Raw genomic sequence first — 24,735 nt, 5'->3', positions numbered from 1 at the left:
CTGACAGTAGTAGACATGACGACGAAACACGACGTAAAGACATTTCAGGGTTTTATTCTAACCCTTCAGGAATATTGGGCGCAACAAGGTTGCGCTATTGTTCAACCTCTGGATATGGAAGTTGGCGCTGGTACTTTTCACCCGCAGACGTTCTTGCGTTCATTAGGCCCAGAGCCAATGAGCAGTGCATATGTGCAACCGTCTCGCCGTCCTACTGATGGACGTTATGGTGAAAACCCTAATCGCCTACAACATTACTATCAATTCCAAGTAGTCCTCAAGCCATCGCCAGACAACATCCAAGAACTTTATCTTGGCTCACTTGAAGCCCTCGGCATTGATACCCAAATACATGATATTCGCTTTGTTGAAGACAATTGGGAATCGCCAACATTAGGTGCTTGGGGATTGGGTTGGGAAATCTGGCTTAATGGAATGGAAGTGACTCAGTTTACTTATTTCCAGCAAGTCGGCGGCATTGAATGCAGCCCCGTTACCGGTGAGATCACTTACGGACTTGAGCGTCTAGCGATGTATATTCAAGAAGTTGATAGTGTATACGATCTTGTTTGGACCGACGGACCTTTAGGTCGTGTCACTTATGGTGATATTTTCCATCAGAACGAAGTTGAGCAATCAACTTATAACTTTGAACATGCCGATGTCGACTTTATGTTCACCCTGTTCGATCAGTGTGAAAAAATGTGCCATCACCTTTTATCACTCGAAAAACCGCTACCATTACCTGCTTACGAGCAAGTCATGAAAGCATCACATGCTTTCAACTTACTTGATGCTCGCCATGCTATATCAGTTACCGAACGCCAGCGTTATATTCTTCGCGTTCGCACGATGGCAAAAGGTGTTGCAGAATCTTATTATCAAGCACGTGAAGCTCTTGGCTTCCCAATGTGTAAGTAGAGGTAACGAATGAATTTTGAAAACTTACTCATTGAAATTGGTACCGAAGAGTTACCGCCAAAGTCACTGCGCACTTTAGCCGAATCATTTCTAGCAAACTTTACCGATGAATTAACCAAAGCAGATTTACATTTTGAATCTGCAACTTGGTACGCAGCCCCTCGACGTTTAGCGATTAATGTCATTGGTTTAGCACAAGCTCAAGCCGATAAAGTGATTGAAAAACGTGGACCCGCAGTCAGTTCAGCATTTGATGCAGACGGTAATCCAACTAAAGCAGCACAAGGTTGGGCGCGTGGTAACGGTATTACTATTGAACAGGCCGAACGTTTAGTGACCGATAAAGGTGAATGGTTAGTTCATCAAGCTAAAGTAGTTGGCGTTGAAACAAAAAGCTTAATTACTGACATGGCACAGCGAGCGTTAGACAAGTTACCTATTCCAAAACGGATGCGTTGGGGTTACAACAAAACGCAGTTTATTCGCCCTGTGCACACAGTGACCATGTTACTAGGTAGCGAAATAGTTTCTGGCGAATTACTTGGGATTAAATCTGACCGCGTTATTCGCGGACATCGCTTTATGGGCCAAGCGAGCTTTGAATTAGATCATGCAGACAACTACCTCGCCGCGCTTAAAGAGCAAGGAAAAGTCCTTGCCGATTATCACCTGCGTAAATCACTGATTAAAGCCGATGCTGAAGCCGCTGCAGCCAAATTAGGCGGCGTTGCCGATATTGAAGACAGCTTATTAGAAGAAGTGGCCTCATTAGTTGAATGGCCAATTGTATTGACGGCCAGTTTTGAAGAAAAGTTTTTAGATGTGCCTTCTGAAGCCTTGGTTTACACCATGAAAGGTGACCAAAAATACTTCCCCGTATTTGATAAAGCAGGCAAGCTACTGCCTAACTTTATTTTTGTTACCAACATCGAATCAAAAGATCCACAACAGATTATATCGGGTAACGAAAAAGTGGTACGCCCTCGTCTTGCTGATGCAGAGTTTTTCTTTAATACTGATAAGAAACAAAAGCTTGAATCTCGTATTGCTAGCTTGGAAACTGTGGTATTTCAAAAACAACTGGGCACATTAAAGGCCCGAGTTGAGCGTATTTCAACGCTAGCTGGTTTCATTGCAACGCAAATGAACGACAACGGTGTAAACACTAATAGTGCTGATGCCAGCCGCGCCGGTTTATTGTCTAAAGCTGATCTTATGACTAATATGGTTATGGAGTTTACCGACACTCAAGGCACTATGGGCATGCATTATGCCCGTTTAGACGGCGAAGAAGAAGCCGTTGCCGTGGCGCTTGAAGAGCAATACAAACCTAAATTCTCGGGTGATACAGTACCAACAGCAAGCGTATCATGTGCCGTTGCGTTAGCTGAAAAGCTCGATACTTTAGTGGGTATTTTTAGTATTGGCCAAGCTCCAAAAGGGGCGGCTGACCCATTTGCCCTTCGCCGTGCAGCCATTGGTATTTTACGCATTATCGTTGAAAACAAACTGCCACTCGACTTAGTTGAATTAATCGCTAAAGCTCAAGCATTGCACGCAGCTAACGTGACTAATGCCAATAGCGGCGAAGATGTCCTTGAGTTCCTGCTCGCACGTTTCCGTGCTTGGTACCAAGATAAAGGCATTCAAGTCAATGTTATTTTGGCCGTACTTGCTCGTCGCCCTACTCGTCCAGCAGACTTTGACAGCCGTATTAATGCTGTTTCTCACTTCCGTGGTTTAGACGCTTCTACCGCGCTTGCAGCAGCGAATAAACGGGTATCGAATATTCTGGCTAAAGTTGAAGGTAAACTGCCTGAAACCATCAACCAAGCACTATTAACCGAAACAGCAGAAAAAGCCTTAGCCGACAAACTAGCACAACTGCAACCGCAGTTAGCCCCCTTGTTTGCCAATGGCGATTACCAACAAGCATTAACCTTGCTAGCTGACTTACGCGAAAGTGTCGATCTGTTTTTTGAAGATGTGATGGTAATGGCTGATGATGAAGCATTGAAAAATAATCGTTTAGCCTTATTAACCAATCTTCGTGAGCAGTTCTTACACGTTGCAGATATTTCATTACTGCAATAGTTTGCTTCAGCTGCCATTAAAATGAAGTGACAAAGCGCCGAAAGGCGCTTTTTTATGGGCGTTATACTCATTAAGCCTAAACTTGGGGTCATAAATGGTTATAAAACTGCTCATATTCCCTGACTGAGGTTAATTTAAAATTGCATAAGCTTCTGATGTAATGAAATAAACTCTTCTTCGCTACACTCTACTTGAGCTAACAAAACCGTTAATGCCGGTTTAGGTAATTTATCGACTTGCTTTAGCATTGAGCACTCACTAATAATATTAGCTTTCCAGACTAGCAGTGCCATATCGTCTGTAGGCTTAATATTACTATTGGCAAGGAGAGTTAATGGCGTTTCAAAGTGTTGTGGTAGTTGCCAATAACGGGCTAAAAGCGCACTCAGGGTTAACGACTTTGTGGTCATGACCTGCTTAAATAGCTGTGAGTTAGGCTGATCTCCAGGTTCAGCTTGATAAAAAGCATCTACCAGCATCTTAAAAATAGCAATTTTACCGACATCATGGAGCAAGCCCAATAGAAAAGCACTGTCACGCTGGTCAGGCTTCGCTAACTCGCTGGCCAAGAAAGCCACTTGCATAGAGTGGCGCCAAATTTCAGCGCCGAACCGTCTAAAATAAATAGGTTTTATATCTATCAACTGACGGGCTAAACACGCAGTAATAAATTGTCTTAATTGCTGTCGACCCACTTGAACTAATGCTTGCTGAATACTACTAACATCACTATTAGCTCGTTTGAAAGCGGGTGAATTACAAAGTTTAAGGACTTCAACACACAATAATGGATCTTGCTCAATGAGTTTGATTAACGCTTGGGTTTCAATACTGTCATCGGCAAGTTTTTTATCGAGTTCCAGTATTTTACTGGGTAGCTTTAATACGTTTTCTGCAATCGATTGAGGTGAGCTTAATGCCTGTTCAATATTTCGCATCACGCTACGCTCTAAATTATTGGCGATCCCGGTTACTGTCGTTTGTTGGTTTGAAAATAACAAACTATAAAATAAAGTAGACAAGTCTAACTGTGATTCAGCGGCTTGATTTACGGTGATCTCAATTGCAGGTACTGGCGCTTTCGGTTTAGTTTGTTGACGTTTCTCTACTGTGGTTATGCCAGTAAATTTGACTTGTTCATTGTGGTCACGAAAATTAAATAAATTTTTAAAAAAACTAATAACCACGATTACAAACCTTATAAGCTGTTGATTAATTTCTATTATAATCAATATAGTAAAAAAAATGGGTGCCAAAGGCACCCATTTACACACATAATTTATGTTATACGTCTAAGTTTGCAACATTAAGCGCATTGGTTTCAATAAACTCACGACGCGGCTCAACTTGGTCGCCCATCAAGCACGTAAAGAGCTGATCTGCAGCAACCGCATCTTCAATGGTCACACGTAACATACGACGGGATTCCGGATCCATTGTGGTTTCCCATAACTGCTCAGGGTTCATTTCACCCAAACCTTTATAGCGTTGAATATAAAGACCGCGTTTGGCTTCACTCATCGTCCAATCTAGCGCTTCTAAGAAACTTTCAACGTCTTTAACACGCTCGCCACGTTGTACGTAACCGCCTTCTTCAATCATACCGTGTAACGCAGCACCTAATTTAGCCATACGTTGGTAATCCGTTGACGTAAAGAAGTCATGACCAAATAGATAGGTGAAATCAATACCGTGTTTACGGATTGTCACACTAGGGGTGTAAACCTTACGTTCAGGATCAAGCATGACATTCGAAGTGTAGATAATGCCACTATTTTCACGCTCAACTAATGCCGCAATAAAGTCATTGCACCATGAGGTCATTTTCGCTTCGTCATTCAACACATCCGCGGTGACTTCTGGGTGATACAACATACGGTCAAGTAAGTTGGACGGGAAGCGTTTTTCTAGACGCTTAATGATGCGTTCAACTTCACGATACTGCGCCACCAAGCGCTCTAATGGCTCACCAGACATACCAAAAGCACCTTTGCTTGGGTAAATACTTGTACCATCAAGTGCTTGAGTAGTTAAATATTCCGTTAACGCGGGTTCGTCTTTTAAATATTGTTCTTGCTTACCTTTTTTCACTTTAAAGAGCGGTGGTTGAGCAATATAAATATATCCACGCTCGATCAATTCTGGCATTTGACGGAAGAAAAAGGTCAGTAGCAAGGTACGGATGTGTGAACCGTCGACATCAGCATCGGTCATGATAATGATATTGTGATAACGGGTCTTATCAGGGTTATACTCGTCGCGGCCAATACCACAACCTAATGCCGTGATCAGTGTTGCCACTTCTTGAGACGATAACATTTTGTCAAAACGCGCTTTTTCTACGTTTAAGATTTTACCTTTCAGTGGAAGAATAGCTTGGTTTTTACGATTACGCCCCTGCTTGGCAGATCCGCCAGCAGAGTCCCCTTCCACTATATATATTTCTGAAAGACCAGGGTCTTTCTCTTGGCAATCAGCTAACTTACCAGGCAAACCACCTAAATCTAATGCCCCTTTACGACGAGTCATTTCGCGCGCTTTACGAGCCGCTTCGCGCGCGCGTGAAGCGTCAACAATCTTGCCAACAATTAATTTAGCATCTGCTGGGTTTTCTAATAGGTAATCGTTTAACTGCTCACCCATCGTTTGCTCAACAGCGCTTTTCACTTCGCTAGAAACAAGTTTATCTTTCGTTTGCGAGCTAAACTTTGGATCCGGTACTTTAACAGAAATAACCGCAGTTAAGCCTTCGCGCGCATCATCACCGGTGGCGTTGGTTTTACCTTTTTTGTTATAACCTTCACGTTCCATGTAGTTATTCAAGTTACGCGTCAATGCTCCACGGAAACCGGCTAAGTGAGTACCACCATCGCGCTGAGGAATATTATTGGTAAAACAATAAATATTTTCTTGATAACCATCGTTCCACTGCATTGCCACTTCAACGGTAATACCGTCTTCGCGTTCGTGTGCAAAATGGAATACATCTTTGTTAATCGGCGTTTTGTTACGGTTTAAGTAGTCAACAAAGGCTCTAATACCACCTTCATATCTAAAGAATTCATCTTTATTCTCGAGCTCGTCAACTAAACGAATGCCCACACCAGAGTTCAAGAATGATAGTTCACGTACTCGTTTGGCTAAAATTTCAAAATGGAATTCAAGATTATTAGTAAACGTCTCACTGCTTGGCCAAAAACGGAGTTCGGTGCCGGTTGTCACCGCATCGCCGATTTCTTTGATAGGCGCATCAGGTACACCATGAGTATAAAACTGCTCATAGATTTTACCTGCACGACGAATAGTTAACTGCAGCTTTCGCGATAAAGCATTAACGACCGAAACACCCACACCGTGAAGTCCACCAGAGACTTTGTATGAGTTGTCATCAAACTTACCACCTGCATGAAGTACGGTCATAATCACTTCAGCAGCAGAGATACCCTCTTCCTCATGTATCGAAACAGGAATACCACGACCATCGTCTTTTACTGAGACTGAACCATCGGAATGAATGGTAATGGTGATTTCGCTACAATGGCCTGCTAAAGCTTCATCGATAGAGTTATCAACCACTTCGAATACCATGTGATGAAGACCTGTGCCATCATCAGTATCACCAATGTACATACCAGGTCTCTTACGGACTGCATCAAGGCCTTTTAATACCTTGATACTCGAAGAATCGTAACTATTCTCTGACATATTTATCTCTCGTTGTTATTCAATAACTGTTACCAGCCCTTGTTCCACATGAAACGTCCTGTTTGGAGGGCTAGATAACGAATCGACTATTGTTAGCGGATCAATCGCGGTGACAAATATTTGTGCACCGGTTTCGGTTAACTGCTGAAGCAATAGCTGCCTATGCTGTGCATCCAACTCTGACGGTAAATCGTCAACCAGATAAATACTGTTTTTATCTAGCTGTTGTTTGAGCAACTTTCCCTGTGCAATACGTAGTGCACAGACTAATAATTTTAATTGTCCACGGGACAACGCATCCTGCGCGGGTAAAGTACCCACACGCAAACGTAAGTCTGCTTTATGGGGCCCGCTACCCGTATTACCTGCGGCTAAATCTCTTGAGTATTGGTTTTCAAGTAATTGTGAAAAATCCGTTTTACTGTCCCATCCTCGGGTAAAAGAAACCTTAATATCAATATGAGGTAAAAACACTCCGATTATACCCTTTAGTAGCCCATTTAACGAGTCTACATATTGATTTCGTATATCGGTAACCTGTTCAGCATACCGCACCAACTCCTTATCCCAAAATTGTATTTGGCTATAGGGTGATTGATTTCTAAGTAATTGATTGCGCTGCTTTAATACCTTCCTGGTATTCACCCAAGCTTGATAAAAATACGGGTCGGAATGAAATGCCCCCCAATCGATAAATTGACGGCGAGCTTTAGGTCCCTCGAACAATAAAGAAAAACTTTCTGGAGTAATAACTTGAATGGGCAAAGTATCGGCCAACGTTGATAAACGCTTCACTTTCTCGCCATTGATTTTAACTTCAATCTCACCACTTCGATGGCGACGTAAACCAATTTTATAGTCTCTGTCGGCGTCAATTAACTGGGCAAATAGGGTCAGTTTATCGTCATCATGGTTGATCACCCGTTGCGATAAGTGGCTGCGAAACGAGCGGCCCATACCCAAAAAGTAAATGGCTTCAAGAATACTGGTTTTGCCACTGCCATTTTGACCGTAAATCAAATTTAAGCCATCACAAGGCTGTAATGACGCAGAGGTAATGTTACGAAATGAACCAATGGTAAGACGCGATAAACTCATGAAGACCTATTTGTGATAACCGGAATAAATAATCCTATATAGACAAAGAAGGTGCCTTACAGCACCTTAATAAACAATCAGACGATAACCCGTTAAAGACGCATAGGCATCACCACATACATAGAATCTTCTTCTTTGTGGTTCTCAATCAAAGCACTCGAATTACCATCAATTAAGGTAATACGCACTTCATCGCTGGCTAAGTTATTTAACACATCAAGTAGATAGCTGACGTTAAAACCAATTTCTAAATTATCAGAGTCATAATCAACATCAATGATTTCTTCAGCTTCTTCTTGCTCTGGGTTATTAGCAGTAATTTTCAATAACCCAGGTTCAAGCTGAATACGAACCCCACGGAATTTTTCATTCGACAAAATAGAGGCGCGGGTTAATGCTTGTTTTAGCTGATTTCGGCTGGCAATGACCACTTTAGTGCCACCCTTAGGTAACACTCTACGATAATCAGGGAAGCGACCATCAACGAGCTTACTGGTAAACACAGCGGAGGTAGTCACGGCCCGAATGGCATTATCACCAATCGCAATGGTAATGTCCTGATCGTCACTGTCGAGCAAGCGTGCCATTTCAACCACCCCTTTGCGAGGCACAATCACTTGCTTTTCAGGTAATGAGATATCTAACGTGCGATGACTTAGCGCTAAACGGTGTCCGTCTGTGGCTATAGCACGTAAAACATTACCTTCGGTTTCAAATAACAAACCGTTAAGGTAATAACGCACATCTTGGTTAGCCATTGAGAACTGAGTTGAATCGATAATCGACTTCAACACGCCTTGCTTTAAGCTAAATTCGATATCTGCTTGGAATTCTTCAACGTTGGGGTAATCTTCAGCAGGCAATGTTGCCAATGAAAAACGGCTACGACCGGAACGCAATAACCATTTATTATCTTGCTGTTCGACTTTTAATTCACTTTGCTCTGGTAATGACTTAACAATATCCAGCAATTTTTTGGCTGGAACGGTGGTACGACCGATATCAATATCACCATGAATTGCCACTTGGCCCACTAACTCAACTTCTAAATCAGTGCCCGTTAGCTTAAGTGAGGACTCACTAACTTCAACTAATAAGTTGGCTAAAATAGGTAAATTGTGTCTGCGTTCTACCGCGCCACACACTAGCTGCAACGGTTTTAACAGGGCGTCCCTATCAATTGAAAATTTCATCGTGTCTACAATCCCTGAATTAAGAAGACAAAGTTCTAATCAAGTTAGCATAATCTTCTTTAATGTCATGACTCTCTTCGCGCAGTTGGGCGATTTTACGACAAGCATGCAATACTGTCGTATGGTCACGACCACCAAAAGCATCACCAATTTCCGGTAAACTTTGGTTAGTAAGTTCTTTAGATAGCGCCATCGCCACTTGTCTAGGCCTTGCCACACTGCGAGAACGGCGTTTAGACAGCATATCTGCCATTTTTATTTTATAATACTCAGCAACAGTCTTCTGAATATTATCTATAGTGACTAATTTTTCTTGCAGTGCCAAGAGATCTCTTAATGCTTCGCGCACAAAGTCGATGGTGATAGGACGTCCAGTGAAGTTAGCATTAGCAATCACACGGTTTAGTGCACCTTCTAATTCACGTACATTTGAACGTAAACGCTTGGCAATAAAGAAAGCCACTTCATCGGGTAAATTAATGCCATTCTCTTGTGCTTTACGCATTAAAATCGCCACGCGGGTTTCTAACTCCGGCGGTTCAATCGCTACGGTTAACCCCCAACCAAAACGTGATTTTAAGCGATCTTCTACCCCGTCGATCTCTTTAGGATAACGATCAGAGGTTAAAATAATTTGATGATTACCTTCTAGTAGAGCATTGAAGGTATGAAAAAATTCTTCTTGTGAACGATCTTTATTGGCAAAAAATTGAATATCATCAATAAATAACGCGTCTACGCTGCGGTAATAACGTTTAAATTCTTCAATGGCGTTATTTTGTAAGGCCTTAACCATGTCCTGTACAAAACGCTCAGAATGCATATATACCACTTTAGCATTAGGATTGTTTTTAATAATGCCATTGGCCACAGCATGCAGTAAATGGGTTTTACCTAAACCGGTTCCGCCATATAAAAATAACGGATTATAAGCACCACCAGGATTTTCAGATACTTGCAATGCCGCAGCTTTACCTAATTGGTTCGATTTACCTTCAACAAAATTATCAAACTGATATGTTGGGTTAATATTACTGCGGTGGTTGGGATTGATAATCGGTTCGGCCTGGGTATTAAAAGACGTCGTTCCCACTTGGGCTTTCGTTTGACGATTCACAGGCTTAGCAGCTACAGGCGCTGGCGCAACTTGGCGTGCAGAAGGACGGCTACCAATATCAAAACGTAACTTGGGTGCATTACCGCCCATTTGTTCAGTAAAAAATTGATTAATGATATTGATGTATTTATCGCGTACCCAATCCAGCACAAAACGATTTGGCGCATACAAAACCAATGTATCACCATCCATTTCAGCCTGTAACGGACGGATCCACATACTGAACTGCTGCGCTGATAACTCGTCTTGCAGTCTGCCGATACATTGTTGCCAAAGTGAAACCGCCACTTATTTATCCCCAAATATCTTTAAACAAAGGAGATGTATTCTATAGTGAGATCACTATGATCGCTATCCTTAAAAGCAGATTTATCCCCAGCGTGATCATTCTATGTATAAATCGATGATCATCAAAGATCGAAAACGATCGATTAATTGTGAATTTCAAGCAAATCCAGCTTTATTAACCGATCCACCTTGATCTATAATAGCGATTCTTTGATCTACTGAAACAATGAAAGATCCACAAGATATAGTGTCTGTACACAGACTTATCCACATCTTATGGTGCTTAATCGTTAGTAGCTTCAAATAAAGATTGGCATAAATTTATTATATAAGTACTTTCGTTATTGACGACAGTACTTAAAGTGATTACAATTCTGCCTCTTTTTTACCCTTAACTCTAATTTTGGAGATAAGGAAAATTCACTAACAAAGACGGATTGCCATAATGAGTAAACGTACTTTTCAACCTAGCAACCTGAAGCGCAAGCGTTCTCACGGCTTCCGCGCTCGTATGGCTACTGTAGGTGGCCGTAAGGTACTTGCACGTCGTCGTGCGAAAGGTCGCACTCGTTTATCTGCATAAGTAGATAACCAGGTGACTAGCTATACCTTTTCGCGGGAGTTACGTTTGTTAACTCCCGCGCAATTTAAATCTGTATTCTCCAATCCAATCAAAGCATCCTCTGCTGAAATAACTCTGCTCGCAATTCCAAATTCAGAGCAACATCCTCGTTTAGGGTTAACCGTTGCAAAACGTTTTGTTAAACGTGCAAACCAACGTAATCGTATCAAACGTGTGATAAGAGATAGTTTTCGTTTACATCAACACGACATCCCAGATATAGATATCGTTGTATTAGTCAGAAATGGCGTGATGGAAATGGAAAATGCAGAACTACACAAATTAGTAGAAAAGCTATGGCGCAAACTCAGTCGCCGTTACAATGGCTAGCAACTACGGTTATCCGTGGTTACCAAATTATTATCAGCCCTTTATTGGGACCGCGTTGTCGGTTTAATCCAACTTGTTCTTATTACGCTATAGAAGCAATAAAAACACATGGAACACTAAAAGGTAGTTGGTTTGCAATAAAACGCATATTAAAATGTCACCCTTTACATGCAGGCGGTAGTGATCCCGTCCCCCCTAAAAATGACAGGTGTAATAAATAGGCTATGGAATCTCAACGCAATATATTGCTAATCGGTCTGCTGTTTGTCAGCTTTTTAATGTGGCAACAATGGCAAACAGATAAAGCACCACAACCGGCAGCAGCACAAACTGTTAGCCAAACTAACGCCGCCCCACAACACAGTGATGACGTTCCAGAAGCAGATGTTATTGGGGTACAAGAAGAATTACCTGCAACTAAAAACCTTATTAGCGTTAAAACCGATAAGCTTGTTATTAAAATAAGCCCTATTGGTGGTGACATTGTTTATGCCGCATTAGTGGAACATAAACGCGAAATAGACAGTAACGACCCTTTCGTTATTTTAGATCAGCAAAATGATTTCACTTATATCGCTCAAAGTGGCCTTATTGGTCGTGATGGTATTGATAGTAGTGCTAATGGTCGTGCAACTTATAATGTTCAAGCCAGTTCATATTTTTTAGCTGAAGACAAAGACACATTAACTGTGCCATTTACTTTTACAGCAGACAACGGTGTCACCTACGTAAAAACCTTTACGTTTACCCGTGGTCAGTATGATGTCGGCGTAGATTACACCATCAACAACACCTCAACGGCACCGTTACAAGTGCAAATGTATGGTCAAATTAAACAAACGATTAAAGAATCAGAAAGTAGCATGATTATGCCGACTTATCGTGGTGGTGCTTTCTCGTCTGAAGATACTCGTTATGAGAAATATAATTTTGACGATATGGCTGATAAGAATCTTGCTAAAGTCACATTAGGTGGTTGGGCAGCAATGCTACAACATTACTTTGTGTCAGCTTGGGTTCCGCCAGCAATAGATTCAAACACCATTTTCTCAAGAGTCTCTGGTGGTTTAGCCAATATAGGTTTTCGCGGCGCGGTATATGATATTGCACCAGGCGTCACACAAGATATTAGCTCACAGTTTTATGTCGGCCCTAAAAATCAAAAAGCACTTTCAGCTATTTCTGAAACCTTAAACTTGGTTGTTGATTATGGTTTCTTATGGTGGTTAGCCATTCCAATCCATTGGTTATTGATGTTCTATCAATCATTTGTGGGTAACTGGGGTGTAGCAATTATTTTGATTACCCTAACGGTACGTGGTGGCTTATATCCCCTGACCAAGAAGCAATACACTTCGATGGCCAAAATGCGTAATCTGCAGCCAAAAATGACTGAGATGAAAGAACGCTTTGGCGATGACCGTCAGAAGATGGGTCAAGCGATGATGGAACTGTACAAGAAAGAGAAAGTAAACCCTATGGGAGGTTGCTTACCTATTTTGTTACAGATGCCAATCTTTATCGCGCTTTACTGGGTGCTGCTAGAAAGCTATGAATTACGCCATGCGCCATTCATGCTATGGATTAACGACTTATCGGTACAAGATCCATACTACGTCTTGCCATTATTAATGGGCTTGTCGATGTTTTTAATGCAGAAAATGCAACCGGTTGCGCCAACGATGGATCCTATGCAAGTAAAAATGATGCAGTGGATGCCCGTTATCTTTACCGTCTTCTTCTTATGGTTCCCAGCAGGTCTAGTACTTTACTGGTTAGTAGGTAACTTAGTTGCCATTACTCAACAGAAGATTATTTATGCCGGCCTTGAGAAAAATGGCATAAAATAAGCCTAAGCTCAATGTTGTATAACTGATTAAAAAGGCGGCTGATTAGCCGCCTTTTCCTTTATCAATTTTATAGGTACTACCGTGACAACAGACACTATTGTGGCACAAGCGACCGCCCCCGGACGAGGTGGCGTAGGCATCATTCGTATTTCTGGTAACTTAGCCACTAATGTTGCAACCGCCATTATTGGCCATGTGCCAAAAACGCGTTACGCTGAATATTGTGACTTTAACAGTGCTGACAGTAAGGTTATTGACCAAGGTATTGCGCTATTTTTTAAAGGACCCAATTCCTTTACTGGCGAAGATGTGCTTGAACTACAAGGTCATGGTGGTCAAATTGTGCTCGACATGCTAATCAAGCGCGTCATGGAAATCGATGGTATTCGCATTGCTAGACCAGGAGAATTCAGCGAACAAGCCTTTATGAACGATAAGCTCGATTTAACTCAGGCAGAAGCCATTGCAGACTTAATCGATGCCACCAGTGAACAGGCTGCGAAAAGTGCATTGTTATCACTACAAGGTGAATTCTCAAAAGAAGTCCATGAGCTTGTCGACCAAGTCACCAACCTACGTTTATATGTGGAAGCCGCGATTGATTTCCCCGATGACGAAGTCGATTTTTTATCCGATGGAAAAATCGCCAACGCGTTATATAAAATCATCAATAAATTAGACACGGTACAAGCCAGCGCCAAGCAAGGTTCTATTATCCGCGAAGGCATGAAAGTTGTTATTGCCGGTCGCCCAAATGCCGGTAAATCTAGCTTACTGAATGCGTTAGCAGGTAAAGAATCGGCTATTGTAACGGAAGTTGCCGGTACGACTCGCGACGTGCTACGCGAACACATCCACTTAGACGGTATGCCACTTCACATCATAGATACAGCAGGATTACGAGATACGCTCGACACTGTTGAAAAAATTGGTATTGAACGCGCATGGGCCGAAATAGCCGCAGCAGATAGAGTATTGTTTATGGTCGATGGCACCACAACCGATGCCGTGAACCCTCACGAGATTTGGCCAGATTTTATCGACCGCCTACCGGCAAAACTTGGGGTTACAGTCGTACGTAATAAAGCCGATTTAACCGGTGAAACCTTAGACAAAACCGAAGAACAGGGCAATAACGTTTATCGGATATCGGCCAAAACAGGTTTAGGTGTTGATGAGTTAAAGCAACATCTCAAATCATTAATGGGTTACCAAAGTAACTTAGAGGGTGGCTTTATTGCCCGTCGTCGCCATTTAGAAGCACTCGATCTTGCCGCAAGTCACTTACAGCTAGGTAAAGAACAGCTTGAGGTGTATTTAGCCGGTGAATTACTGGCTGAAGAGCTTCGAATGACACAAATAGCCTTATCTGAAATCACCGGTAAATTTACCTCAGATGATTTGCTCGGCAAGATTTTTAGTTCATTTTGTATCGGTAAATAAGTAGACAATATTAATGACAACACTCGCTAACCAAGTTGTGGTGCTCGATTTTGAAACCACAGGTTTGTCACCCGATAATGGTGACCGTGCCATTGAAATCGGCGCGGTAAAATTGGTCGATGGTCAAATAGTCGATACCTTTCAGGAACTGATTAATCCAGGTCGGCGAGTCAATAGCTTTATTGAACAATACACAGGTATCAGCAACGACATGCTCAAACATGCCCCAGTGTCAAAGCAAGTAATGGGACAATTTGCCAAATTTATCGATGGGTTTAATCTGGTGGCACACAATGCCAGTTTTGATAAGAAGTTTCTCGATGCTGAATTTACCCAACACAAGCTGAAATATTCAGGGATCTTTTGCTGCTCTTTATTGTTATCTCGCCGCATAAGCCAAGATGCCCCCAATCATAAGCTCGGCACGCTAGTGGATCATCATCAGTTACCTAACGATGGCGTATTTCACCGCGCATTAGCCGACGCCACCATGACAAGTCATTTATGGTTACATCAAATAGAAGTATTGCAGCAACAACTACCCAAACAACCGATTACCATTGATATGGTCAACAAAATATCCAGTCTTCCTAAAGCTCAAATAGCGCGGTTTTTACGGACTATGAGCTAAATTTATCAGTGATTGAATCACTTTAATGATAACTCTTGCGATAACTTATCGACCAACAATCTCACCTTTGGTGATAAATGACGATTGTGCGGATACAAAGCCCAAATGCCTTCTTTTGGTTGTTGAAAAGGTGCAAGTAATACAACCAATCGCCCCTCAGCAATGGCATCATTGACGTAATATCCCGGTAACTGCATATACCCAAACCCAAAATTGCCGCATTCAATAAACTCAAACCGCTACTACATGCCAAACATCCATGCACTTTTACCGTCTTAGGTTTACCTTTTTCAACAAAATGCCAATGAGGCTGACTGCCAATTAAGCAGTTATGTTGAGTCAGTTCAGATAAAGCATAAGGTGTACCGTATTTAGCAATATAACTCGGTGCGGCGCACACGTACTGGCGTCTATTGGTTAATCGTTTTGCCATCATGCTGGAATTGAGTAAACGCCCAAGCCTAATAGCTAAATCATAACCACCATCAACCAAATCAAGTTGTTGATTTGTTAATTCGCAAACCACTTCAATGTCAGGATATTGCTGCATAAAATCAATTACTATCGGCATAATAAATTTTTCACCGTAGGTCACTTGCGCGGTGATCCTAATCAAGCCTTGCGGTTTTGAAATAGCTCGCTCTGCTTCATCAAGACTGTTTAACACTTGACGACAATGCTGATAATAAACCATACCTTCTTTAGTTAGTGATACCTTACGGGTGGTGCGATAAAATAATTTGGTGTTTAAACGATTTTCCAACTGGCTGATTTGTCGACTCACTTGCGCAGTAGAAATACTCAAACGCTTACCTGCAGCCATAAAACTGTTGGTTTCGGTCACGGCAACAAATTCAAAAATACCTTCCCACTTCATCATTATTACATTATCGTAAAAGTTATTTGTAAAAAAAGTTAATTATCATTATATGATAAACAAATACAATGGCTAAATACACTACACTGAAGTTATTACGATCAGCCATGTCGACCATGGTAGCTAATGTTAAGGAAATCATTTATGTCAGCACAATTTATTAAGTCAAAAGCCGCAATTGCTTGGGGACCTGGTCAGCCACTATCGGTAGAAGAAGTCGATGTAATGTACCCAAAACCAGGTGAAGTCATGGTACGAATTGTGGCATCAGGTGTTTGTCACACAGATGCATTCACACTTTCAGGCGATGATCCTGAAGGCGTATTCCCAGCGATTCTTGGTCATGAAGGCGGCGGCATTGTTCATATGGTCGGTGACGGTGTCACTAGCGTAAAAGTAGGCGATCATGTTATTCCGCTGTATACCGCTGAATGCGGTGTTTGTAAGTTTTGTACTTCTGGTAAAACCAATCTTTGCAGCGCGGTTCGCGCTACTCAAGGAAAAGGGTTAATGCCAGACGGCACTACACGTTTCTTTAAAGATGGCCAACCTATTTTCCATTATATGGGTTGCTCAACGTTCTCGGAATACACAGTATTACCAGAAATATCGTTAGCAAAAGTGAATCCAACCGCGCCACTTGAAGAAGTGTGTCTGCTCGGTTGTGGTGTTACCACTGGAATGGGCGCTGTTCTAAAGACAGCTAAAGTTCAACAAGGCGATACTGTGGCAATTTTTGGTCTAGGCGGTATTGGTTTATCTGCAATTATTGGTGCCACCATGGCAGGTGCCAGCCGTATTATTGGTATAGATCTTAATGAATCTAAATTTGAATTGGCTAAAAAATTAGGGGCAACCGATTGCATTAACCCTAAAAACTTTGATAAGCCGATTCAAGAAGTGATTGTAGAAATGACCGATGGCGGCGTGGATTTCTCGTTTGAATGTATCGGTAACGTCAATGTGATGCGCAGTGCATTAGAATGTTGTCATAAAGGTTGGGGCGAATCGGTCATTATTGGAGTTGCCGGCGCAGGCCAAGAAATATCAACCCGCCCATTCCAGTTGGTCACGGGTCGTGTATGGCGTGGCAGTGCATTTGGTGGGGTAAAAGGACGCAGCGAGTTACCCGGTATTGTTGAACAATACTTAGCGGGCGAATTCAAACTAGACCACTTTATTACCCACACTATGGGTCTTGAAGATATTAACCATGCGTTTGAGTTAATGCACAAAGGCGAAAGTATTCGCAGTGTAATTCACTTTGCCAAGTAACGCTTAATTCATCATCGCAGGCGCAGTTAAGCATTCAGACGGCTTAACTGCGTGCTGACAAATAAGGACACTTAATGACCATTGAAAGTATCAGCAGTACCAAAGCATTTGGTGGTTGGCATAAACAATATAGTCATCAATCAAGCGCACTTAATTGCACTATGCGCTTTGCCATTTACTTACCGCCACAAGCAGAAAGCCAAAAAGTACCGGTGTTATATTGGTTGTCAGGGCTCACCTGTACTGATGAAAACTTTATGCAAAAAGCGGGCGCACAGCGCATCGCTGCCGAACTAGGAATAGCAATTGTGGCACCCGATACCAGCCCGCGAGGGGAAGGTGTCGCAGATGATAAAGACGGCGCATATGACTTTGGCTTAGGGGCAGGATTTTATCTTAATGCCACAAAACCACCATTTGATCAGCATTACCAAATGTATGATTACGTGGTAAACGAATTGCCAGCATTGATTGAAGCTCATTTTCAGGTAACACAGCAACGTAGTATTAGCGGTCACTCAATGGGTGGACACGGCGCGTTAACTATCGGATTGAAAAACCCGCACCGATATAACAGCCTGTCAGCATTTAGTCCTATTTGTCACCCAATGGACTGCCCATGGGGCATCAAAGCATTCCGCAGTTACTTAGGAGATGATCAGCAACAATGGCAACAATATGACAGCTGTGAGTTGATGAGCAATAGCCAACAATTTGTCCCCGCGCTAGTGGACCAAGGCGGCAACGACAACTTTTTAGACGAGCAACTCAAACCACAAGCCTTAGTACAAGTGGCTAAAGCCAAAGGTTATCCGCTTGAGCTAAGAATGCAACCAGGTTATGACCACAGCTATTATTTTATCGCAACGTTTATTGAAGACCATCTGCGTTTTCATGCAAAACACCTAGCACGGTTATAAAGTCTATAAGCAGATAATAAAACGAGCCTAGATAGCTCGTTTTTTATTATTAATCAATATATTAATGATTAATTCCCAACAGAAAATAGCCCCTTGCCGCCCCAAACATATTAGCCACTGCAACATAGGCCATCCCCACGGTACCGTTCATGGCCCTGAAAAACGCCCCGCATGCAGCATATTATGCTTGGCGCGATCATCAGGATATGGACCTCTAACGACATTAATAGGGTGATCTATGTAGCGAAAGGGGACAAATCGAAAGTAAATAAGCCAGAATAAGTCATCAACCCATAACATAACCCTCTCAGACCCCCATGCAAACTCAGCTATCTGTCGTGTTTCTTCAGTAAGAGTCATTTAAACTGGTTGTTTTATGGTTACATTCAGTCTAATACACGACTGAGGTTAGCCACACAGGGTAATGAAAAATGGGCGTATAATGGACAAATATAATTAAGTATTCGGAGTTAAAATGGCAAAAATCGCATTATTAGTAGGCACAACATTAGGGGGTTCAGAGTATGTTGCCGATGAAATGGCAGCTCAACTTGCTGAGTTAAATCACCAAACAGAGGTATTTATAGAGCCAAATATCGATGAATTAGGTGATTTTTCACTGTGGATCATTGTCAGTTCTACTCATGGAGCAGGCGATCTACCTGATAATATCGTTCCTTTTTATAAACAATTAATGATCGAAATGCCCGATCTTAGCCATATCCAGTTCGCTTTGTGTGCAATAGGGGACTCAAGCTACGATACTTTCTGCCAAGGACCTGAAATGATCACCGAACTGCTTTTACAAAATGGATCTAAAGCTATTGTGGATAAGATCCAAATCGATGTACAACAAGATCCAATACCGGAAGAACCCGCTCTAGCGTGGTTATTGCAATGGCAACATCTTATCTAAATGTCAGTAAACGCGATCATATCCTGAATAAATAATGATCCATTCACAGATTAGATTACACTTATCCACAATATACTCTTTTTTAGTATAACTTTGTGGATAAGCTATTATTTTTAGCGATCATAACTCTGTACTATTCACGGTCCGATCCGCTCAATGATCACCCTTGTGGATAACCCCCCGATCTGTCCCCATGTTATCTTGAGTTTGATCGCGATCAAATAACAGGTTAGGTTTTACATTACTATATGATTATAAAGAAAAATAAAAGTTATCAACAGAAAAGTCCGATCCTAATAATAAGTATAATAAAAAGATCTATATAAAGATCTTAAGATCTATTAAGCAAACGCCATCTTGATCAATCAGTGAAAAATGATCGTTCACGTTCAGACAAGCAAGTGCTAAAATGATCCAATCGAAAAAAGGGTAGATTCAAATTTAACTTACTTAGCAATCAAAGGTCAGATAATGCATTTTCATGAACGGTTTGATGTAATTGTTGTTGGTGGTGGTCATGCCGGAACTGAAGCAGCACTTGCAGCGGCAAGAATGGGCTCAAAAACATTATTGTTAACTCATAACATCGACACGCTTGGCCAAATGTCTTGTAATCCAGCTATCGGTGGCATTGGTAAAGGCCATTTAGTGAAAGAAATAGATGCATTGGGTGGGGCAATGGCAACGGCAACAGACTTTGCTGGTATCCAATTTAGAACATTAAATTCAAGCAAAGGGCCAGCAGTTCGTGCAACACGAGCCCAAGCAGACAGAGCGCTGTATCGTCAAAAAATCCAACATATTTTACAAAACCAAGTTAATTTACGTATTTTCCAACAGGCTGTTGATGACCTCGTTGTTGAAAATGATAAAGTTGTTGGTGTAGTAACTCAAATGGGCTTAGCTTTCGAAGCACCTGCAATAGTGCTGACCACGGGCACTTTTTTAAGCGGTAAAATTCACATTGGACTGCAAAATTATAGCGGTGGCAGAGCCGGTGATCCACCCGCGATTGCATTGGCTAATCGCTTACGCGAATTAAATATCCGTGTTGGCCGCTTGAAAACCGGTACACCACCACGCATTGATGCAAACACCATTGATTTTTCACAAATGACTGAACAAAAAGGTGATACACCGTTACCTGTAATGTCATTTACGGGTAATGTCAGCCAGCATCCAAGACAAGTTTCATGTTTTATTACTCATACCAATGAAAATACCCACGAGATAATTCGTGGAGGACTTGATAGAAGTCCGATGTATTCTGGCGTGATAGAAGGTGTTGGGCCACGTTATTGCCCATCTATCGAAGACAAGATCCACCGTTTTGCAGACAAATCGTCACATCAAATATTTATTGAGCCAGAAGGGTTAAGCACCAATGAGATCTACCCAAACGGTATCTCAACCAGCTTACCGTTTGATGTACAGCTAAATTTAGTACGTTCGATTAAAGGCATGGAAAACGCTGAAATTATTCGCCCAGGTTATGCCATTGAATATGATTATTTTGATCCACGAGATCTTAAAAACTCATTAGAAACCAAAGCCATTGAAGGACTCTTTTTCGCCGGTCAAATTAACGGCACTACAGGTTACGAAGAAGCCGGAGCACAAGGTTTACTTGCTGGGATGAATGCATCACTGCAAGTTCAAGGCAAAACGGCTTGGTGTCCTCGTCGTGATGAAGCTTACCTTGGCGTACTTGTTGATGATTTATCAACCTTAGGAACCAAAGAACCCTACCGCATGTTTACCAGTCGTGCGGAATACCGTTTATTGCTTCGCGAAGACAATGCCGATTTACGCTTAACAGAAAAAGGCCGTGAACTTGGATTAGTTGATGACAATCGCTGGAAATTATTTATAGAAAAAAGAGAATCGATCGAATTGGAACTTCAGCGTTTACGTAGCCAATGGGTTCATACTAATTCACCTTTATTAGGCGTACTTAATCCAGAATTAAATGCGCCTATTTCACGTGAAGCATCATTTGAAGATTTACTACGTCGTCCAGAAATGGATTATGCGAAGCTAATGTCATTAGAGGGTTTTGGCCCTGGTCTTGATGATCCGCAAGCGGCTGAACAAGTACAAATTCAAGTTAAATACTCGGGTTATATTCAGCGTCAGCAAGATGAAATTGATAAAGCTATTCGTCATGAAAACTCGTTATTGCCACTTGATTTGGATTATCAACAAGTACCAGGCCTGTCAAATGAAGTGATCGCAAAACTCAATAACCATAAACCCGATACCGTTGGACAAGCATCAAGGATCCCAGGAATTACACCTGCAGCAATCTCTATTTTGCTAGTGCATTTGAAAAAACGAGGTTTATTGCGCAAAATCGCATAAATGTTGTAATTTTTTCAACTCAATAACACAAGGGAAGCCATAAGGCTTCCCTTAGTGCTTTTACGGCTTCATAATAACTGCCGTCGTTATCATGCAACCTACGAGGCTTTCTGTGTTATCTGCCCAACTTAAAACCTATTTAGCTGAAATTAAAATGTCGGCCACCGAATTACAACAAAAACAATTAATAGGTTTTGTTGAAATGCTTGATAAATGGAATAAGGCTTATAACCTCACCTCCGTTCGCGATCCTGAGCAAATGCTAATCCGCCATATTATGGACAGCTTAACGGTTTCTCCTTACCTTGAAGGACAGCATTTTATCGATGTAGGAACCGGCCCTGGTTTACCTGGGATCCCATTAGCGATTATGAATCCAGATAAGCAGTTTGTATTGCTTGATAGTTTAGGCAAACGGTTCCGTTTTCAAAAACAGGTTCAGTTCGAACTAAAAATCAATAATATTACTCCAGTTGAAAGTCGTGTTGAAGCTTATAACCCAGATATTAAATTTGACGGTGTATTAAGCAGAGCATTTGCATCTATTCAAGATATGCTAAGTTGGTGTCACCATTTACCGACTGAAAAAGGCATTTTTTATGCGTTAAAAGGCCAGTTAAATCAGCAAGAATTACAACAGATACCAGCAGGATTTTCGTTGGTAGAAACTATTGTATTGCATGTTCCAACGTTAGATGAACAGCGACATTTATTAAAAATAGCCAAGCAATAACACGCATTTCTTTCGCTAATTAAGCTAACCGGACATCAATAATTTTAAGACAGGATGACATTGTGGGTAAAATAATTGCCGTAGCCAACCAAAAAGGTGGCGTTGGAAAAACAACAACTTGCGTTAATTTAGCCGCATCACTTGCCGCCACAAAGCGTAAAGTGTTGTTGATCGATTTAGATCCTCAAGGCAATGCGACTATGGGCAGTGGCGTTGATAAATATGAAGTCGAGAATACCGCTTATGAATTATTAGTCGAAGAAAAACCGTTTGCCGATATCGTGATTAAAAATACCATAGGTAAATATGATTTGATCGCAGGTAATAGTGATGTCACCGCGGCAGAAATTAAATTGATGGAATTTTATGCTCGAGAGATCCGTTTACGTAATGCAATAGCGTCGATCAAAGATGATTATGACTATATTTTTATAGACTGCCCGCCATCGCTCAATATGCTAACGGTAAACGCCATGTCTGCCGCTGATTCCGTTCTAGTACCAATGCAATGCGAATATTATGCCCTAGAAGGCTTAACAGCGTTAATTGATACTATAACTAAGCTCGGTGCTATGGTTAATCCTACGTTGAGCATAGAAGGTATTTTGCGCACCATGTATGATCCGCGCAATCGTTTATCAAATGATGTATCTGATCAACTCAAGCAGCATTTTGGTGAAAAAGTGTATCGTACCGTGATACCGCGAAATGTTCGTTTAGCTGAAGCACCTAGTTTTGGTGCACCTGCCATGTATTACGACAAATCAAGTGCTGGAGCCAAAGCATATTTAGCCCTAGCCGGTGAAATAATACGTCGTGCGGAACAGCAAACTCAACCAAAACAAGCGTAGGATACAAAAATGACCTTAAAAAAACGCGGTTTAGGTAAAGGCTTGGATGCCTTATTAAATCATAGTAATGCCGCAAGTCTTAAAAGCGAACAAGCAGAAGAACAGCAACAATCAGCTAGATTAAGTGATTTAATTCACCTAGATCTTGATTTATTACAGCCGGGTAAATATCAACCTCGTAAAGACATGTCATCAGAAGCGTTAGAAGAGCTGGCTGAATCGATTCGCGCTCAAGGTGTAATCCAACCGATTGTTATCCGTAAAATATCTGAAACTAACTATGAAATCATCGCCGGTGAACGTCGCTGGCGTGCCGCTCAATTAGCCAAACTTGATAAAGTCCCCTGTATTGTTAAGCAAGTGGCAGATGATGCTGCTGTCGCCATCGCCCTTATTGAGAATATTCAGCGTGAAGATCTTAATGCAATGGAAGAAGCCATCGCACTGCAACGATTACTTGAAGAGTTTGAGTTAACCCACCAACAAGTAGCCGATGCTGTTGGTAAGTCTCGTGCAAGCGTGTCTAATTTATTACGCTTAAATAGCCTCAACGAGCCTGTTAAACGTTTGTTAGAAAATGGTGACATCGACATGGGCCATGCCCGTGCATTATTGGCTGTAGAGGGTGATGAACAGACAAATTTAGCTCGATTAGTCGCGTCAAAAGAAATGACTGTTCGAGAAACTGAACGATTAGTTAATAAAGTCTTAAATCCTGCTAAAGAAGCCGAAACACCAGCTAAAGATCATGATGTTAGTCGCTTAGAGCAAGAGTTAATTGAAAAACTCGGTGCCAAGGTTGCCATTAATCATGGCAGCAAAGGTAAAGGGAAAATTGTTATAAACTATCAGAACCTTACTGAATTAGACGGGATTTTAAGTAAAATTCGTTGAAATGTGGATTAAACCAATTTCATTAGTAAGTTTGCGACATAGCTCTGTTTTTTGTTTTTGATTATTAAGTGCGTAATAGTGCATTACATAGCTGTTTTACTATCATCAACGTTGCAAACAAAGCGCGAAAAGGTATACTTTGCAGGCTTTTTGGATCTTAAGGCTAGTTTAATATATTAAATTTAACATTAGGACCACAAAAGGTATTAATGCGGAGATATAAAGTTGAGTAATGTTTTGGCGCGTCGTGGCAGGTTAGCAGCCTATAAATTAGTGCTGGTACAAGCGGCAGTGGCGAGTATTATTTCAATATTATTTTTCGTTATGTGGGGAGCACTGCATGGCTTATCTGCACTAGCAGGTGGTGTAATTGCTGTACTTCCTAATTTTGTATTCGCAACCCTAGCTTTCTCTCATAGTGGAGCAAGCTCAGCAGTAAAAGTGATTAAAAGCTTTTATTGGGGGGAAGCGGTAAAGATGCTGTTAACCATTGCATTGTTTTCGTTAGTGTTTATCAATTTAAAAGTCGGTTTTATGCCACTTTTTACCTGTTATTCGTTAGCGTTAGTCGTACATTGGATAGCACCTTTATATTTCAAGCAAAGTTAAGTGGGAT

The 24,735-nt window shown here is 41.5% G+C and carries 21 protein-coding genes and 1 pseudogene; 16 read left to right on the top strand and 6 right to left on the bottom strand.

The window, feature by feature from the left end; all coding sequences use genetic code 11:
• Positions 1 to 15 precede the first annotated feature (15 nt).
• A complete protein-coding gene (glyQ, locus tag CXF80_RS14090) occupies positions 16 to 921 on the top strand; it encodes a glycine--tRNA ligase subunit alpha (RefSeq protein ID WP_101033455.1) in 906 nt (301 codons plus the stop codon).
• 9 nt (positions 922 to 930) lie between these two features.
• Positions 931 to 3,015: a glycine--tRNA ligase subunit beta gene (glyS, locus tag CXF80_RS14085; RefSeq protein ID WP_101033454.1), complete on the top strand. Its 2,085-nt coding sequence runs from the start codon at positions 931 to 933 to the stop codon at positions 3,013 to 3,015.
• 134 nt (positions 3,016 to 3,149) lie between these two features.
• Here the strand turns inward: glyS and CXF80_RS14080 are convergent, their stop codons facing one another.
• The 5 genes from CXF80_RS14080 to dnaA form a co-directional block, all read right to left on the bottom strand.
• Positions 3,150 to 4,202, bottom strand: coding sequence for an HDOD domain-containing protein (locus CXF80_RS14080; RefSeq protein WP_101033453.1), 1,053 nt, complete (start codon positions 4,200 to 4,202; stop codon positions 3,150 to 3,152).
• Positions 4,203 to 4,299: 97 nt separating this feature from the next.
• Positions 4,300 to 6,720, bottom strand: coding sequence for a DNA topoisomerase (ATP-hydrolyzing) subunit B (gene gyrB / locus CXF80_RS14075; protein ID WP_101033452.1), 2,421 nt, complete (start codon positions 6,718 to 6,720; stop codon positions 4,300 to 4,302).
• A 15-nt stretch (positions 6,721 to 6,735) separates the two neighbouring features.
• On the bottom strand, positions 6,736 to 7,818 hold the full coding sequence (gene recF, locus CXF80_RS14070; RefSeq protein WP_101033451.1) for a DNA replication/repair protein RecF: 1,083 nt from the start codon (positions 7,816 to 7,818) through the stop codon (positions 6,736 to 6,738).
• Positions 7,819 to 7,910: 92 nt separating this feature from the next.
• Positions 7,911 to 9,011, bottom strand: a complete 1,101-nt coding sequence (gene dnaN, locus CXF80_RS14065) for a DNA polymerase III subunit beta (protein WP_101033450.1) — start codon at positions 9,009 to 9,011, stop codon at positions 7,911 to 7,913.
• A 19-nt stretch (positions 9,012 to 9,030) separates the two neighbouring features.
• Positions 9,031 to 10,416 (bottom strand): chromosomal replication initiator protein DnaA, encoded by a 1,386-nt coding sequence (gene dnaA / locus CXF80_RS14060; protein WP_101033449.1) that lies wholly within the window; start codon positions 10,414 to 10,416, stop codon positions 9,031 to 9,033.
• A gap of 445 nt (positions 10,417 to 10,861) precedes the next feature.
• Here dnaA and rpmH point away from each other — a divergent pair, with 445 nt between their 5' ends.
• The 6 genes from rpmH (at position 10,862) to CXF80_RS14030 (ending at position 15,292) form a co-directional block, all read left to right on the top strand.
• The gene (gene rpmH / locus CXF80_RS14055) at positions 10,862 to 10,999 is read left to right on the top strand and encodes a 50S ribosomal protein L34 (protein WP_101033448.1); all 138 of its coding nucleotides are present in this window, start codon (positions 10,862 to 10,864) and stop codon (positions 10,997 to 10,999) included.
• A 12-nt stretch (positions 11,000 to 11,011) separates the two neighbouring features.
• A complete protein-coding gene (gene rnpA, locus CXF80_RS14050) occupies positions 11,012 to 11,368 on the top strand; it encodes a ribonuclease P protein component (RefSeq protein ID WP_101033447.1) in 357 nt (118 codons plus the stop codon).
• Positions 11,335 to 11,589: a membrane protein insertion efficiency factor YidD gene (gene yidD / locus CXF80_RS14045; RefSeq protein ID WP_101033446.1), complete on the top strand. Its 255-nt coding sequence runs from the start codon at positions 11,335 to 11,337 to the stop codon at positions 11,587 to 11,589. The genes rnpA and yidD overlap by 34 nt, the downstream gene beginning before the upstream one ends.
• 3 nt (positions 11,590 to 11,592) lie before the next feature.
• Positions 11,593 to 13,218 carry a membrane protein insertase YidC gene (gene yidC / locus CXF80_RS14040; RefSeq protein WP_101033445.1) on the top strand — a complete coding sequence of 542 codons (1,626 nt, stop codon included), beginning with the start codon at positions 11,593 to 11,595 and terminating at the stop codon, positions 13,216 to 13,218.
• Between the two features lie 81 nt (positions 13,219 to 13,299).
• Positions 13,300 to 14,661: a tRNA uridine-5-carboxymethylaminomethyl(34) synthesis GTPase MnmE gene (gene mnmE / locus CXF80_RS14035; RefSeq protein ID WP_101033444.1), complete on the top strand. Its 1,362-nt coding sequence runs from the start codon at positions 13,300 to 13,302 to the stop codon at positions 14,659 to 14,661.
• A 13-nt stretch (positions 14,662 to 14,674) separates the two neighbouring features.
• A complete protein-coding gene (locus CXF80_RS14030; RefSeq protein ID WP_101033443.1) occupies positions 14,675 to 15,292 on the top strand; it encodes a 3'-5' exonuclease in 618 nt (205 codons plus the stop codon).
• 17 nt (positions 15,293 to 15,309) lie between these two features.
• On the opposite strand, the pseudogene CXF80_RS14025 reads toward CXF80_RS14030, so the two are convergent.
• A pseudogene (locus CXF80_RS14025) lies at positions 15,310 to 16,172 on the bottom strand (LysR substrate-binding domain-containing protein).
• A gap of 141 nt (positions 16,173 to 16,313) precedes the next feature.
• On the opposite strand from CXF80_RS14025, the gene CXF80_RS14020 reads away from it, so the two are divergent.
• From CXF80_RS14020 to CXF80_RS13985, 8 genes are all read left to right on the top strand, one after another.
• Positions 16,314 to 17,444 (top strand): S-(hydroxymethyl)glutathione dehydrogenase/class III alcohol dehydrogenase, encoded by a 1,131-nt coding sequence (locus tag CXF80_RS14020; protein WP_101033442.1) that lies wholly within the window; start codon positions 16,314 to 16,316, stop codon positions 17,442 to 17,444.
• Positions 17,445 to 17,518: 74 nt separating this feature from the next.
• Positions 17,519 to 18,364, top strand: coding sequence for an S-formylglutathione hydrolase (gene fghA / locus CXF80_RS14015; protein WP_101033441.1), 846 nt, complete (start codon positions 17,519 to 17,521; stop codon positions 18,362 to 18,364).
• A gap of 475 nt (positions 18,365 to 18,839) precedes the next feature.
• The gene (gene mioC, locus CXF80_RS14010) at positions 18,840 to 19,280 is read left to right on the top strand and encodes an FMN-binding protein MioC (protein ID WP_101033440.1); all 441 of its coding nucleotides are present in this window, start codon (positions 18,840 to 18,842) and stop codon (positions 19,278 to 19,280) included.
• 471 nt (positions 19,281 to 19,751) lie between these two features.
• Positions 19,752 to 21,641, top strand: a complete 1,890-nt coding sequence (gene mnmG, locus CXF80_RS14005) for a tRNA uridine-5-carboxymethylaminomethyl(34) synthesis enzyme MnmG (protein WP_101033439.1) — start codon at positions 19,752 to 19,754, stop codon at positions 21,639 to 21,641.
• Between the two features lie 112 nt (positions 21,642 to 21,753).
• Positions 21,754 to 22,374: a 16S rRNA (guanine(527)-N(7))-methyltransferase RsmG gene (rsmG, locus tag CXF80_RS14000; protein WP_101033438.1), complete on the top strand. Its 621-nt coding sequence runs from the start codon at positions 21,754 to 21,756 to the stop codon at positions 22,372 to 22,374.
• Positions 22,375 to 22,436: 62 nt separating this feature from the next.
• Positions 22,437 to 23,225 carry a ParA family protein gene (locus CXF80_RS13995; RefSeq protein ID WP_101033437.1) on the top strand — a complete coding sequence of 263 codons (789 nt, stop codon included), beginning with the start codon at positions 22,437 to 22,439 and terminating at the stop codon, positions 23,223 to 23,225.
• 9 nt (positions 23,226 to 23,234) lie between these two features.
• Positions 23,235 to 24,119 (top strand): ParB/RepB/Spo0J family partition protein, encoded by an 885-nt coding sequence (locus CXF80_RS13990; protein WP_101033436.1) that lies wholly within the window; start codon positions 23,235 to 23,237, stop codon positions 24,117 to 24,119.
• A 225-nt stretch (positions 24,120 to 24,344) separates the two neighbouring features.
• Complete coding sequence (locus CXF80_RS13985) at positions 24,345 to 24,728, top strand: ATP synthase subunit I (protein ID WP_101033435.1); 384 nt, start codon at positions 24,345 to 24,347, stop codon at positions 24,726 to 24,728.
• Positions 24,729 to 24,735 lie beyond the last annotated feature (7 nt).

Origin of the sequence: Shewanella sp. Actino-trap-3 (assembly GCF_002836275.1) — a bacterium.
GTDB classification, from domain to species: Bacteria; Pseudomonadota; Gammaproteobacteria; order Enterobacterales; family Shewanellaceae; genus Shewanella; species Shewanella psychromarinicola.
This window is presented reverse-complemented; position numbering and strand designations above follow the sequence as displayed.